The following is a 14,895-nucleotide window of genomic DNA, read 5'->3' as shown; positions in this document are numbered from 1 at the left end:
TCCCCGCCATGACGGGTGTTTATTGTGTGAAACCACATTAAGCCATCAAAACATCTAGACGGCTAGAAATCCCAAATATCATGACCCAAAGTAGAACAAGAGGCAATCGGGGGCTACGAACAAATCCGGGCAAGCTCAGGATGATGGCGGCAAAGGGAGGTCTACCCGGCACAGGCATCACCTGGCCAGACACTGAAACGACAAGAGGCCACCCCGGGGGGTGACCTCTTGTGAAACAGGGGATCAAGGCGGGCACAGCCGCCGATAACCAGGGGGCTCAGCGCCCGGCCAGCACCCGCTTGGTCTGCTTGACCCAGTCGGAGACCCGGCCCTGCTGGGGATAGCCCTGCCAGATCTGCTCCCACTGGGCGGGGCTGAGCGGACGGCCCAGCCGACGCTGCACCCCGGCATAGAGGTAGTCGTGGGCCGTGGTGCGTGCCTGGGCCGAGGTGAGGAACTTGGCAACAGGGTCAGTGAGACGCACGTCCCGCATGCCGAGCAGCGGATAATCGCTGTGCACCGCCGCCAGCATGGTCTCGCGCATGGCGGATTCGATGTAACCCCGGGCAAACAGGGCGGTGACCGATTCAAGCGACCCTTGATCCGGGCCGTGATACTCCTCGTCGAACACCGGGCTGGGCTCTGCCACGGCGCTTTGCACCACCGCATCGGGATCCTGCTGCGGGACCACCACGGCTGGCTGTGGAGCGACGGGTTTGGCAGGCGTCACCGGCTTGCGCGGTGCGCTCTGGCTGCAGGCACCCAGTGCCAGGGCGAGCGCCACACAGGCCAGCGCACGGGAATGAGTCTTCATCTTCATGATTGCTAACGAACTCCTTTAGGATTCCTGAGCGGGCTTCTCATTGCTCGCAGGTTCTACCCGGGTGACCAGCAACTGGTCAATCTTGTAACTGTCGATGTCCACCACTTCGAACTTGTAACCGGCATATTTGACCGAGTCGGTGCGCTTGGGGATCTTGCGCAGCATGTACATGATGAAACCGGCGATGGTCTCGTAGTTCTGGTTTTCCGGGAACTCCTCGATGTCGAAGGCGCGCATCACGTCGGAGATGGGGGTCACCCCGTCCACCAGCCAGGAGTTCTCGTCCCGCTGGACGATCTGCTCTTCCACCACGTGGGTGGCCCACTCCCCCATGACGGTACTCATCAGGTCATTCATGGTGACGATGCCCACCACCAGGGCGTATTCGTTCATCACCACCGCAAAATCGCCGCGATGGTTCTTGAAGTACTCCATTGCCTCGTAGAGGTTGAGGGTGTCGGGAATGATGATGACGTTCTGCACCAGGGAGCCGCTGTTGAGATCGATGCTCTGGCCGCTGATGACGCGGATCAGCAGCTCCTTGGCATCCACGAACCCCTTGATGCTGTCGAGGTTGTGGTCGCACACCAGGAACTTGTTGTGGGGGTGCTCGGCGATCTTCGCCTTGATGCTCTCCTCCCCCTCTTGCAGGGTGAAGTAGATGAGGCTCTCCCGCGCCGTCATGGCGGAAGTGACACCCAGAGACTGGAGCTCGAACACGTTCTCGATGAGCTGGTGCTCCTCGCGCTGGATGACACCGGCTTCGGCACCTGCATCCATCACCGCATAAATATCGTCGGAGGTGATCTCGTCGTTGCGCACCATGGAGATGCGCATCAGCCGGAACAGGCCGTTGGCCATGCCGTTGAACAGCCACACCAGCGGCATCAGCAAGGTGACGCACAGCATCATGGGACGCACCACCACCACGGCGATCCGCTCGGGCATGGTCATGGCAAGGCGCTTGGGCATCAGGTCCGCTATCAGGATGAACATGCCGGTGACGAAGACGAACGAGGCCGCGGAGCTAATCTGGCCGAGCCAGGGCCCCTGGTAGAAGCCGGCTATCAGCTCCCTGATGGCGGGATTGAGGGCGGATTCCCCCAGGATACCGCCCAGGATGGCGACGGTATTGAGGCCTATCTGCACCACGGTAAAGAAGTTGCCCGGCTGGGCCTGCAATGCCAGCACCTTCTCGGCGTGGCGGTTGCCCTCGTCGGCCATCACCTGCAACTTGATCTTGCGGGAGGCGGCAAGGGAGATCTCGGAGAGTGAGAAGAACACGCTGCCGGCGACCAGCAGCATCAGAAAGAACAAACTATCGGCAAAACTCATGATTAACCTATTGCTACAGCCGCCTTAGCACAAGACGGCAAACTGGGCCCGGGAAACCGGACCGTGATTCCATCCGGGACTCACACAGGGGCCATATTCTAGCAGAAAAGCGCCCGCTGGGTGGCGTTATCTTGAACTGCCGTGCCATGCAATGAAAAAGGCGCTCAAAGCGCCTTTTTATTCAATCAGGGCTGGATTCCCGTCGTGCAGCCGCGACGGGAGCTCCACCCAAGGCGCCCCATCAGCCCTTGCCCAGCAGATCGCTCAGGTCATCGGCCTTGGTGTGACGCACATCCTTGCCCTTGACGTAGTAGACGATGTACTCGCAGATGTGCTGGCAGCGATCGCCGACCCGCTCGATGGCCCGTGCCGCCCAGAGCACGTTGAGCACCTGGGGGATGGTGCGGGGATCTTCCATCATGTAGGTCATCAGCTCGCGGATGATGGACTCGTACTCCCGATCCACCTTGTCATCTTCCTTGTAGACCGCCAGGGCGGCATCCAGATCCATGCGGGCGAAGGCGTCGAGCACGTCGTGGAGCATCTTGATGGTGCGACGCCCCATGTTCTCCAGCGACACCAGCGGTGGCTGGGGCTTGTTGGCGTTGTCGGTCAGCATGCGGGCAATCTTGTCCGCCACGTCGCCGATCCGCTCCAGATCCGTGATGGTCTTGATGATGGCCATCACCAGCCGCAGGTCGGACGCGGTGGGCTGACGCTTGGCGATGATGCGGGTGCACTCCTCGTCGATCGCCACTTCCATGGCGTTGACCTTGTGGTCGTTGGCCACGATCTTGCGCGCCGCATCCAGATCCTGGCCATGGATGGCGGCGATGGCGTCGGTGAGTTGCTTCTCCACCAGCCCCCCCATCACCAGTACCTGGTTGCGCACGCTCTCAAGCTCGGCATTGAACTGACCGGAGATGTGTTTGTTGAGGTTCATATTGTCCATACCAGTAATCCTTGTTGCTCCGATTATGCCTTAGCCGTTGAACTGACTGCCAATCTGTTTGTTGATGCCCATCTTGTTCATCTCAATCACCCTTGTTGCACCAACATGCCTTAGCCGTTGAACTGGCTGCCAATCTGCTTGTTGATGCTCAACTTGCTCATCTCAATCACCGGCATCCCTTAGCCGTAACGACCGGTAATGTAGTCTTCGGTCTTCTTCTTGGCCGGGGTGGTGAAGATGGTGTTGGTATTCGAGTACTCGATGAGTTCCCCCATGTACATGAACGCGGTCTGATCCGAGACCCGCGCCGCCTGCTGCATGTTGTGGGTTACGATCACCACGGTGAACTGGCTCTTGAGCTCGTTGATGAGCTCCTCGATGGTGAGGGTGGAGATGGGGTCCAGCGCCGAGGTCGGTTCATCGAGCAACAGCACTTCCGGCTCGATGGCGATGGCACGGGCAATCACCAGACGCTGCTGCTGACCGCCGGAGAGACCAAAGGCGTTGTCATGCAGACGATCCTTCACTTCCTCCCACAGGGCGGCACCGCGCAGGGAACGCTCGGCGGCCTCGTCCAGGGTACGGCGGTCGTTGATGCCCTGCAGGCGCAGGCCGTAGACCACGTTCTCGTAGATGGACTTGGGGAAGGGGTTGGGGCGCTGGAACACCATGCCCACCTGACGGCGAAGGGCGGAGACATCCACGCTCTTGTCATAGATGTTGTGGCCGTGCAGTTGGATCTCCCCCTCGATGCGGCAGATCTCCACCAGATCGTTCATCCGGTTGATGCAGCGCAGCAAAGTGGACTTGCCGCAACCGGACGGGCCGATGAAGGCGGTGACCTGACCCTTGGGGATCTTCATGTTGACGTTGAACAGCGCCTGCTTGTTGCCGTAGTACAGGTTGAGATCCTTCACCTCCAGCGCAGTCTGCTCCGGGGTCAGGTTGAGCAGGTCGGTGGCGGTGTGCGGGGCCGAACTCGGTGTTACGTTGATCATCTGTTTACCTCAAATTCTCTTGGTGGCAGCGGGCAAACGTCTTGCCCGCTGCCGGAATATCTGGTTGGCAGGGAAGACCCCTGCCCGTCTCTGTAATGGCTGGATTAATGTTCCAGCGACCGGAATTTCTCGCGCAGGTGGTTACGAATACCGATCGCCGTCAGGTTGAGGCCGACGATCACCGTCACCAGCAGGAAGGAGGTGGCGTAGACCAGAGGACGCGCCGCCTCGACGTTCGGGCTCTGGAAGCCCACGTCATAGATGTGGAAGCCCAGGTGCATGAACTTGCGCTCCACGTGCAGGTACGGGAAGTTGCCGTCCATCGGCAACGTGGGAGCAAGCTTCACCACCCCCACCAGCATCAGCGGCGCCACCTCGCCCGCCGCACGGGCAATCGCCAGGATAAGGCCGGTCATGATGGCCGGGCTGGCCATGGGCAGCACGATGCGCCAGAGGGTCTCGGCCTGGGTGGCACCCAGCGCCAGCGAACCCTGGCGAATGGTGCTCGGGATCCGGGCCAGCCCCTCTTCGGTGGAGACGATCACCACCGGCAGGGTCAGGATGGCCAGGGTCAGCGCCGACCAGATGACACCAGGGGAGCCGAAGGTCGGGCTCGGCAGCGCTTCCGGGTAGAAGAGGCGGTCGATGCTGCCCCCCAGGGTGTAGACGAAGAAGCCCAGACCAAACACGCCGTAGACGATGGAGGGTACCCCCGCCAGGTTGATCACCGCGATGCGGATGATCTTGGTCAGGCTGTTCTTGCCCGCGTACTCGTGCAGGTAGACCGCCGCCACCACCCCGAGCGGGGTCACGATGATGGCCATCAGGATCACCATGAAGACGGTGCCGAAGATGGCCGGGAAGACGCCACCCTCGGTGTTCGCCTCCCGAGGGTCATCGGAGACGAACTTGCCAATCTGGTGGAACCAGTGACCCACCTTGGCCATCAGGCTCATGTCGTTGGGCCAGACTACATCCAGCACCCGGGACATGGGCATGGTCACCAGCTCGCCGCGCATGTCCTTGACGGTGATGCTGTCTCTGTCCGCCTGGGTACGCAGGGAGAAGAGCTCTTTCTCCAGCACCTGGTAACGGTCGTTGAGGGCCTGACGCTCGCTCGCCAGCTCGGCTTTAAGCTGATCGGTCAGCTTGTCATCCAGCTCGGCCTTGCGCTCTTTCAGGCGCAGGCGCTCCAGCTGATAGTTGATGCTGCCGATGGCCCCTTTTTGCAGGTCGTTGGCTTGGCTTGAGAGGCCGTTGGCACGGGCCAGCACCCGCTGCAAGGCGGGATGCAGATCCGTGGTCAGCTCCTGGCCATCTTCCTTCACCGAGGTGATGTAACCATAGAAGTTGCCGTTGGTGGCGCGTTCCACCATGGCGAGCTCCGCCGGCTGGGCGCGCGATTTGATATCGGTCTCCAGCACCCAGCGAAAGTCGAGGTCCACGAACTCCCGGTTGCCGGTCTTGACCAGATAACGGGTAATCTCTTCGCGATCCTCCCCTTCCAGCGCCTGGCCTGCGGCGCGCAGGCGCTCCACCGGCACCAGCTCCCGGTCGTTGATCTCGCCAATCAGGACGCTCTTGTTGCCGCTTGCATCTTCAAGTTGCCACTCATAGATGGGATGGGGCCAGAAATAGACCAGACCACGCCAGCCAATCAGCAACAACAGACCCAGTACGGCCACCAGACTCAGGCTGACGGCGCCCCCCGTCATCCAGATCCAGGGGGCCCCCGATTTAAACCACTTACCCATTGTCGATTCCTTAGTCCTTACAGAGAGCTGTACTTTTCACGCAACCGCTGGCGGACGAATTCGGCCAGGGTATTGAACAAGAAGGTGAACACAAACAGCACGAAGGCGGCGAGGAAGAGCACCCGGTAGTGGGAGCTGCCCACCTCCGATTCCGGCATCTCCACCGCGATGTTCGCCGCCAGGGTCCGCAGCCCCTGGAACATGGAAAAGTCCATGATGGGGGTGTTGCCGGTGGCCATCAGCACGATCATGGTCTCGCCCACGGCGCGGCCAAGGCCCATCATAACCGCCGAGAAGATGCCTGGGCTCGCGGTGAGGATCACCACCCGGCTCAGGGTCTGCCACGGGGTCGCCCCCAGCGCAAGCGAGCCCTGGGTCAGGTGCTTGGGCACCGAGAAGACCGCGTCTTCGGCGATGGAGAAGATGGTGGGGATGACCGCAAAGCCCATGGCGATACCGACCACCAGGGAGTTGCGCTGGTCAAACTTGATGCCCATGTCGTGGGTCAGCCAGATGCGCGAATCACCGTGCATGAAGGCGTTCTCGATGATGGGGCTCAGGGCGAAGGCGCCCCAACCGATGAACAGCAACACAGGGATGAGCAGGATGGCGTGCCAGCCTTCCGGCAGCCAGGTGCGGCCTCGCTCCGGCAGATAGTTCCACACTAGGGCGGTGAGCAGCATGCCCATGGGCAGCAGGATCAGCAGCAGGATCACCCCGGGCAGGGCCCCTTCGATGATGGGCGCAAGCCACAGACCCGCCAGGAAGCCGAGGATGACGGTCGGCAGCGCCGCCATGATCTCCACCGTCGGCTTGACGTATTTGCGCAGCCCCGCCGACATGAAGTAGGCGGTATAGATGGCACCGGCGACACCCAGGGGCACCGCGAACACCATGGCATAGAAGGAGGCTTTCAGGGTGCCGAACACCAGGGGCACCAGGCTCAGCTTGGCTTCGAAGTCGTTGCTGGCGGAGGTGGACTGCCACACGTACTGGGGCTCGGGATAGCCTTCATACCACACCTGTTGCCAGAGGGCAGACCAGGTTACCTCGGGGTGATCGTTCTCGACGTCAAAGACCTTGAAGTCATCCCCCTGCTGGGTCAACAGCAGGTTGTGGCGAGGAGAGATGGCAACGGCAGCCAGGTTGCCCCCGTCAATCTTCTCGCCAAGCAGCTTGGCTTCGCCGGTGGCATGGAAGAAGTTGATGGTGCCGTCGCTGCCTGCGCTGATGAAGCCCTTGCGAAAGTGCTCGGGGGTCAGCAGGGCGACCGGCGCGTCACCCTTGAAGTCACGGATCTGGGTGAACTGGCGCTTGCCATCCTTTGCCACCTCGAACCACTGGGAGATGACGCCGTTGTCGTTGCCCACCAGCAGGGAGGACGCACCGGAGAGCAGGGCCACCTGGGTCACGCTGGCATTGGGGGCGTTGATCTCCATGACATTGCGCAGGGAGATGTCGCTCAGGTTGTGGATGTCATAGACCGACAGGCGGTTGCCCTCGCGCACGAACAACAGGCGCAGGTTCGGGGTCAGCAGCATCTGGTCAACATGGCGTGGCAGGGACGGAATGGTGTAGGTCTGGCTGCTCCACTCGATTTCGCCGGAGAGGAAATTCTCCTCGCCGCTCATCACCATCAGCACACCACGACCATCTTCGGTCACGGCCGCAGTCGCCATCTTGTCCTTGGTCGCCTCGAAGACCATGCGCGTCAGCGCCTTGCCCTGGGGATCGATCACCACGGGGGTCTCGCCGAAGGGATATTGCAGGCTGGGCTCAATGACGCGAACGTCATTGGGATAGGAGATCTTGAAATAGGGTTGCACCACCTGAGCCTTGCCGTTGGCAAACCCATAGGCGATGAGTTTCTGGCCCGGCGCAGGCGGCGCGACCGCCGTGATCTCGCCGTTCACCTGCGCCTCGCCAATCACCTGTCCGGTCTTGATCTTGCCATCCGGTTGCACGGCAAAGAATTTGACCTTCCCCTGGTCGCTGAAGCGGTAACCTATCTCGTTTTGCTCCTCGACCCCGAGCCAGGCGGTTTTGCCCTTGATGGGCAGGGTGAAGGAAGCGGTGCTCTCCATGCTGGCGCCATTGAAGATGGGCTTCACCACATAAAGCAGGTAGAAGAAGATAAGTAACAGCGCCACCAGCACCAGGGCTCCCCCTGTGGTGACGCCATATTTGGCCAATTTATCCTTGATCCGGCGTTTTCGACTGCCCGCCATGACCAGATTTAACGATTCCGATGACATGCAAGACCTCAATGTGAGCTAGGCTTGGCGGCATTATATGGCGGATGCATGACAGTTTTGTTACATCAACAGCGGCAAAGAGCGCAGGCTCCATCGGGGGGTGGCAGTTGGTATTCGGGGGGAAGCAGGCAGCCGGTCTGGCAGTGAAATAAAAGCAAACGGGGCCATCAGGCCCCGCTGTCATCTTGAGGAAGCGCCTCTTTCGCGGCGAGTCTGGCCGCCTTCTTCTCGGCGCGGCGCCGTTTGAAGAAATCCGACAGCTGGGCCGAGCAGGCGTCGGCGAGCACCTCCCCCGTCAGTACCACCTGGTGGTTGTGGCGGGGATCCAGCAGGATGTCGAACACAGACCCTGCCGCCCCCGTCTTCAAATCCCGGGCACCATAGACCACCCGCTTGACCCGGCTGTGGATGAGGGCGCCGGCACACATGCAACAGGGCTCCAGCGTCACATAGAGGGTGGTGTCGAGCAGGCGATAGTTTTCAAGCTGCTTGCCCGCTTCCCGAAGCGCCATCACCTCGGCATGGGCGCAGGCGTCGTGCTCGCTGATGGAGCGATTCCACCCCTCTGCCACTATCTTGTCCCCCAGCACCAGCACGGCGCCTACCGGGATCTCGCCTATCCCCTCCGCCCTGGCGGCCAGGGCCATGGCATGGCGCATCCAGCGTTCGTCCTGCTCGCGCTGGCTGATCTGTGCTGCAACTTCAGATGGTTTCACGCCCTGATCCTCTCGTCGATATGATGTCGGCTTGCCTGGCCCCTGCACGGCATCGGCCGCGCACTCCCGGATTGCTGCGTCCCGGCCCTGGGCACACCGGGCCCCTTCCCCCTCGCGCTAGCCGGTAGCCCACGGCAGAAGATGCTGTCAATGAAAGAGAGGCCAAAGGCCCCGGCGACATCGGAACGCCCCGAGTTGGGTGTTCGCCACCCTGTGCCCGCCTAAGGGGGCGGCGATTATGCCAAAACTCCGGCCAGGGCCCAAGTTGCATCTTGGCTGAACAATAAAGAAGCAGTCGGCATCTCCCTGATAAAAAAGGAGTTGCGCCCGCCAAATCATCCGATTAGACTTCCTCCCCGTCAGCCGAGCTGACTCCGTCGGTGTGTAGCGCAGCCAGGTAGCGCATCTGCATGGGGTGTAGAGGGTCGGAGGTTCGAATCCTCTCACACCGACCAAATTCCCCGAAAATAGCCCAGTCAAACGACTGGGCTATTTTTTTGCCTGCACACCCGACGCTTGCCTCTTTTTCCTCTCGCCTCCCCCGTTCATCGGGTCGCCGCTTTTTATTGGCATGAATTTTATACAGAACCATTTGAAGCTTTCATAAAGTGCCGCTAGGATACGCAACTTTTCCGCCGGCCATAAAAACAGGGAGGTGGACACTAGGGTGATGGAATCACCGACCGGCTTGCAATCAATGAGGCAAGCATCCATGACCCAAGCTGTTGACTCCCAGCCCGTTCAGCCCCTGATCTCCCCCACGCCCTCCGAGCTCGATTCCGCAGAGCACGGGTTTGGCAGTTCAGTGCACCTCGATGTGATCGATCTCGCCGCCCCGGATGAAGATTACTGAGACGAGCCCGTGCCATAGTGCGGTTCAAGACGCCGGTTTTGCTGTCCGGCACCACCCTTGACCCCGGCCAACAGACCGCCACCGCAAATAACGATAAAATGCTAGTTTTTCTTCAAAAATCAGTTTAATTGACCATCTTCTGCGCCCCAACCTCCCTCTCCTTCATGGACACGCCGTGATACAAACCTACGTTATTGCTCGTCATTTCCCTCTCTCATGTTCGCCTTCGCCATTTTGACCCAATTTGACATTTTAGTTTTAAACATCAGTTCACTACCCGGTCACTTCATAGCCCTCATGCAGGCTGGATTGAACGAAGGCATTTCATACAGCTGTTTTTGCAAAGCTTGGAGTAATGTCGGGATTTGTTTTTGCATTTGTAATTTTATTACGTAATTAGTTACATTTTTAACCCATCCCCTCTACCGAAATCCTCCCCCCTGCCGCCCCGGCGACCCAAGAGCATAACCATCTGCAAAGAGCTTTTACACTAATCACATAAATCCATTTAAAACAGCATCTTAACTATCATCAAAAAACACCCGTTTTAAAAATCAAGTTGACGAATCCGCCATTCTTTTGCACCTTATGAATCGTGTTACCCCGCTGTTACGGGGAGTTTGAAAGAAAGGGATATAGACGTTAGTCGTAGTTAATAAATTCAAAATGTAACTTTTGGAGGAGTACCCACTATGTCGGCACCGGCCCAGACCATCAGCAGCACCCGCCTGCACATTCAAGGCGAGATGCTTCCCGATTACGCGCAGATCCTGACGCCGGATGCGGTGGCCCTGGTGTCCGAACTGGTGGAACGTTTCGCTCCCCAACGCAATGAGCTGCTGAAGCAGCGAGTCGCACGCCAGGCCCGTATCGATGGCGGCGAGTTGCCGGACTTCCTGCCAGAGACCGCCCATATTCGCGATGGTGAGTGGACGGTGCGCGGCATTCCCGCCGATCTGCAGGACCGCCGTGTGGAGATCACCGGCCCGGTCGAGCGCAAAATGGTGATCAATGCCCTCAACGCCAACGTCAAGGTCTTCATGGCCGACTTCGAGGACTCCCTGGCCCCGGCATGGAACAAGGTGATCGAGGGCCAGATCAACCTGCGCGATGCGGTCAACGGCACCATTGCCTACCAGAGCCCGGAGGGGAAGGCCTATACCCTGAATCCCAACCCGGCCGTGCTCATCTGCCGGGTTCGCGGTCTGCATCTGCCGGAGAAGCACGTCACCTTTGATGGTGCCCCCATTCCCGGCGGCCTGTTCGACTTCGCCCTCTATTTCCTGCACAACCACAAGGCGTTGCTGGCCAAGGGCTCCGGTCCCTACTTCTACGTACCCAAGCTGCAGAGCCATCTGGAAGGGCGCTGGTGGAGCGAGGTGTTCGCCTGGACCGAGGACAAATTCGGTCTGCCCCGCGGTACCATCAAGGCCACCGTGCTCATCGAAACCCTGCCGGCGGTATTCGAGATGGACGAGCTGCTCTATCAGATGAAGGATCACATCGTCGCCCTCAACTGCGGTCGCTGGGACTACATCTTCAGCTATATCAAGACCTTGAAAAACCACCCGGATCGCGTCCTGCCGGATCGTCAGGTGGTGACCATGGACAAGCCGTTCCTCTCTGCCTATTCGCAACTCCTTATCAAGACCTGCCACAAACGCGGCGCGCTGGCGATGGGGGGCATGGCCGCCTTTATCCCGGCCAAGGATCCGGCAGTGAACGCCGAAGTCTTCGCCAAGGTGAAGGCGGACAAGGAGCGTGAAGCGAACAACGGCCACGACGGCACCTGGGTCGCCCACCCCGGCCTCGCCGATACCGCCATGGCGGTGTTCAACGCCACCATTCCGGTGGGTGCCCAGAACCAGATCGGCGTGCTGCGCGAGCAGGATGCCCCCATCACGGCCGCCGACCTGCTGGCCCCCTGTGAGGGTGATCGCACCGAGGCGGGCATGCGCACCAATATCCGCGTCGCCCTGCAATACCTGGAAGCCTGGATCAACGGCAATGGCTGCGTGCCCATCTACGGACTGATGGAAGATGCCGCCACCGCCGAGATCTCCCGCACCTCCATCTGGCAGTGGATCCGCCACGGCAAGACCCTCTCCAACGGTCAGGCAGTGACCAAGGCGCTGTTCCGCCAGATGCTGGCCGAGGAGCAGGAGGTGGTCAGAGGCGAAGTGGGCGAGGCCCGCTGGCAATCGGGCCATTTCGCCGAGGCAAGCGCCCTGATGGACGAGATCACCTGCGCCGACACACTCATCGATTTTCTGACGCTGCCCGGCTACGAGCGGCTGTGAGACCCGGGCCGGTAACGGCCCCCATAACAAGTCAATGGAAACGTGAAATCAATGAAAGAGGGAACTGATATGGCACTGACCCGTGAGCAACAGATCCAGGCTATCGAGAAAGACTGGGCAGAAAACCCCCGCTGGAAAGGGATCAAGCGCGGCTACAGCGCCGAGGACGTGGTGAACCTGCGTGGCAGCCTGCAGCCGACACACACTCTGGCCCAACGCGGCGCCGACAAACTGTGGGAGCTGATCCACGGCGGCGCCAAGAAAGGCTATGTAAACTGCCTCGGCGCCCTGACCGGCGGCCAGGCGGTGCAGCAGGCCAAGGCCGGCATCGAAGCCATCTATCTCTCCGGCTGGCAGGTGGCGGCGGACAACAACCTCTCCTCCACCATGTACCCGGATCAGTCCCTCTACCCGGCCAACTCCGTCCCCTCCGTGGTGGAGCGCATCAACAACTCCTTCGCCCGGGCCGACCAGATCCAGTGGGCCAACAAAGTTGGACCAGAGGACAAGGGCTTCATCGACTATTTCCTGCCCATAGTAGCGGATGCGGAAGCCGGTTTCGGCGGCGTGCTGAACGCCTTCGAGCTGATGAAGGGGATGATTGAAGCGGGCGCCGCCGGCGTACACTTCGAAGATCAGCTCGCGTCCGTGAAAAAATGCGGCCACATGGGCGGCAAGGTACTGGTCCCGAGCCAGGAAGCGGTGCAAAAGCTTATCGCAGCCCGCCTCGCGGCAGATGTCTGCGGTACCACCACCCTGGTCATCGCCCGCACCGACGCCAACGCAGCGGATCTGCTGACCACGGATGCCGATCCCTACGATGCCGGCTTCCTGACCGGTGAGCGCACCAGCGAGGGCTTCTACAAGGTGCAGGCCGGCATCGAGCAGGCCATCTCCCGCGGCCTGGCCTACGCCCCTTACGCCGACATGGTGTGGTGCGAGACCGCCAAGCCCGATCTGGACGAGGCGCGCAAATTTGCCGAGGCCATCAAGGCCCAGTACCCGGACAAGATCCTGGCCTACAACTGCTCCCCGAGCTTCAACTGGAAGAAGAACCTGGACGATGCCACCATCGCCCGCTTCCAGCAGGAGCTCTCCGACATGGGCTACAAGTACCAGTTCATCACCCTGGCGGGTATCCACAACATGTGGTTCCACATGTACGAGCTGGCCTACCAGTACGCCCGTGGCGAGGGAATGAAGCACTATGTCGAGATGGTGCAGCAGCCGGAATTCGCCGCCGCCGAGCGGGGCTACACCTTCGTGGCGCACCAGCAGGAAGTGGGTACCGGTTACTTCGACAAGGTGACCACCGTCATTCAGGGCGGCCAGTCGTCGGTGACCGCGCTGACCGGCTCGACCGAAGAAGATCAGTTCCACTGATAGCTGTGTAATGCTCGCAAACAAACCCCGGCCAAGTCCCGGGGTTTGTCGTTATGGGGCTTAGAACCTATCCCAGTAGGCGTAATCGTTGAAGGCAGTTTGAACACGGACAGCGCGCAGAAACCGGAGCGTACTGTAGTACGTGAGGATTTCGAGCACTGCCCAGGTTCAAAATGGCGAATAAGATAGCCTATTGACATCCTCCCCCACCTTAGCGCTTCGCGTCACAGGAGGGGGATCCCCATTACTGGGTGATAGCTGCTCGCGCAGTACCGGGTTCCTGCTTCATCGGGCGGCCTGATTGCACCACGCCTCCACAGGCTAAAACGGCGTGTCCCGCCGCTAAAATATTGCGAGCGCCGTTCACATCGGCGTTCGCCTCATAACCACACGCAGCGCATTTAAACTGGCTTTGCGTCTGGCGGTTATCCTTCGCAGTATGCCCACAACAGGCGCACTGCTGGCTGGTGTAGGCCGGGTTTATCGCCAACACCTGACCGCCTCGCCATGCCTGCTTATATTCGAGCAGGCGGCGCAGCTCAAACCAGCCCTGATCTAATATCGAACGATTCAGCCCTGATTTTGCCCGGACGTTGCGCCCCGGCTGGCTGGTCGTGCCCGCTGCTGATTTTGACATGCTGGCAACCTTCAAATCCTCAATGACGATCATCGCGTGGTTTTTGCTGATAGTCGTTGTGACCTTGTGAAGGTAATCGCGGCGGCTATTGGCGATATGTGAATGCAGCCGCTGGATCTTGGCTTTTTGTTTCTTCCAGTTGCTGCTGAACTTTACCTTTTTGCTCAACTGGCGTTGGAGCCTTGCCAGCTTGGTCTGATTGGTTTTGAAGCTGTTGACGGGCTCAAACACCGTGCCATCTGACAGGGTTGCGAGCTTGGCGATCCCCGCATCCAGCCCGACCATTGAGCCGGAGGGGTGAATTGGCTCGGACGTCTCCTGCTCGACCTGAAAGGAGATATACCAGTGCCCGGCTGCTTGGCTGACGGTCGCGTTTTTAATTTTCCCTTCAACTGGCTGGGACTGACGGAACTTGACCCACACCAGCCCGGCAGGCAGCTTCACGCGACCCTTTTCAAGGCGGCAATACTTGTCGAAGTTGACGAACCGGATAGCGTCGCGGTTGTCGCTTTTTTTCTTGAATACGGGTGCCTTGGCGGCGAGTTTCTTATCAAAGCAGCGCATCCACGCGCCATGCAAATCCTTGAGCTTCTGCTGGAGGTTGTCGGTATATGCCTCGGCCAGAAAGGCCATTTCTGGGTCTTTCTTCCAACTGGTGAGCATCCTGTTCAGCTCAAAGGCAGAAGGCAGTTTTTCGCCAGCATCCAGAATGCGTTTGGTTTCTGCCAGCCCGTGATTCCAGACATAACGAGCACAACCGCCCAACTGGCGCAGGCGTTGCGCTTGTTGGGCTGTCGGTTCGAGTCGGAACTTGTAGGCTTTCAGAATTTGCATTTAGCGCTCAGTGTGTAGAATTATTGCCATATCTATTAAGCCCGATTGAGTGACA

11 protein-coding genes and 1 tRNA gene are annotated in these 14,895 nt (G+C 59.8%); 4 read left to right on the top strand and 8 right to left on the bottom strand.

The features are described 5' to 3' along the window. Positions 1-277 precede the first annotated feature (277 nt). The 7 genes from I6L36_RS20650 to tadA all read right to left on the bottom strand — a co-directional run bounded on the left by I6L36_RS20650 (position 278) and on the right by tadA (position 8,833). On the bottom strand, positions 278-820 hold the full coding sequence (locus tag I6L36_RS20650) for a hypothetical protein (RefSeq protein WP_039040256.1): 543 nt from the start codon (positions 818-820) through the stop codon (positions 278-280). A gap of 18 nt (positions 821-838) precedes the next feature. Further along, a complete protein-coding gene (locus tag I6L36_RS20645) occupies positions 839-2,158 on the bottom strand; it encodes a hemolysin family protein (RefSeq protein ID WP_041213150.1) in 1,320 nt (439 codons plus the stop codon). 241 nt (positions 2,159-2,399) lie between these two features. Then, on the bottom strand, positions 2,400-3,110 hold the full coding sequence (gene phoU / locus I6L36_RS20640; protein WP_029314752.1) for a phosphate signaling complex protein PhoU: 711 nt from the start codon (positions 3,108-3,110) through the stop codon (positions 2,400-2,402). A gap of 179 nt (positions 3,111-3,289) precedes the next feature. Then, positions 3,290-4,108, bottom strand: coding sequence for a phosphate ABC transporter ATP-binding protein PstB (gene pstB, locus I6L36_RS20635; protein WP_010675264.1), 819 nt, complete (start codon positions 4,106-4,108; stop codon positions 3,290-3,292). A gap of 104 nt (positions 4,109-4,212) precedes the next feature. Next, positions 4,213-5,862 carry a phosphate ABC transporter permease PstA gene (pstA, locus tag I6L36_RS20630; RefSeq protein ID WP_045524164.1) on the bottom strand — a complete coding sequence of 550 codons (1,650 nt, stop codon included), beginning with the start codon at positions 5,860-5,862 and terminating at the stop codon, positions 4,213-4,215. 17 nt (positions 5,863-5,879) lie between these two features. Further along, a complete protein-coding gene (locus tag I6L36_RS20625) occupies positions 5,880-8,117 on the bottom strand; it encodes an ABC transporter permease subunit (RefSeq protein WP_160838643.1) in 2,238 nt (745 codons plus the stop codon). Positions 8,118-8,284: 167 nt separating this feature from the next. Continuing rightward, a complete protein-coding gene (tadA, locus tag I6L36_RS20620; protein ID WP_103242896.1) occupies positions 8,285-8,833 on the bottom strand; it encodes a tRNA adenosine(34) deaminase TadA in 549 nt (182 codons plus the stop codon). Positions 8,834-9,211: 378 nt separating this feature from the next. Between tadA and I6L36_RS20615 the strand changes: the two genes are divergently transcribed. The 4 genes from I6L36_RS20615 to aceA all read left to right on the top strand — a co-directional run bounded on the left by I6L36_RS20615 (position 9,212) and on the right by aceA (position 13,369). Continuing rightward, positions 9,212-9,288: transfer RNA gene (locus I6L36_RS20615), tRNA-Pro, on the top strand. A 257-nt stretch (positions 9,289-9,545) separates the two neighbouring features. Then, positions 9,546-9,686, top strand: a complete 141-nt coding sequence (locus tag I6L36_RS20610) for a hypothetical protein (protein ID WP_010675269.1) — start codon at positions 9,546-9,548, stop codon at positions 9,684-9,686. A 692-nt stretch (positions 9,687-10,378) separates the two neighbouring features. Next, on the top strand, positions 10,379-11,986 hold the full coding sequence (gene aceB, locus I6L36_RS20605; protein ID WP_216986884.1) for a malate synthase A: 1,608 nt from the start codon (positions 10,379-10,381) through the stop codon (positions 11,984-11,986). A 69-nt stretch (positions 11,987-12,055) separates the two neighbouring features. After that, entirely contained in the window at positions 12,056-13,369 is a 1,314-nt protein-coding gene (gene aceA / locus I6L36_RS20600; RefSeq protein WP_010675271.1) for an isocitrate lyase, read from the top strand. Between the two features lie 244 nt (positions 13,370-13,613). Here the strand turns inward: aceA and I6L36_RS20595 are convergent, their stop codons facing one another. Then, the gene (locus I6L36_RS20595) at positions 13,614-14,840 is read right to left on the bottom strand and encodes an RNA-guided endonuclease TnpB family protein (RefSeq protein ID WP_216986883.1); all 1,227 of its coding nucleotides are present in this window, start codon (positions 14,838-14,840) and stop codon (positions 13,614-13,616) included. Positions 14,841-14,895: the final 55 nt, after the last annotated feature.

It is taken from the genome of Aeromonas sp. FDAARGOS 1406, from assembly GCF_019048565.1.
GTDB lineage: Bacteria > Pseudomonadota > Gammaproteobacteria > Enterobacterales > Aeromonadaceae > Aeromonas > Aeromonas caviae.
The sequence above is the reverse complement of the archived record's forward strand: the minus strand, read 5'-3'. Positions and strand labels throughout refer to the sequence as shown.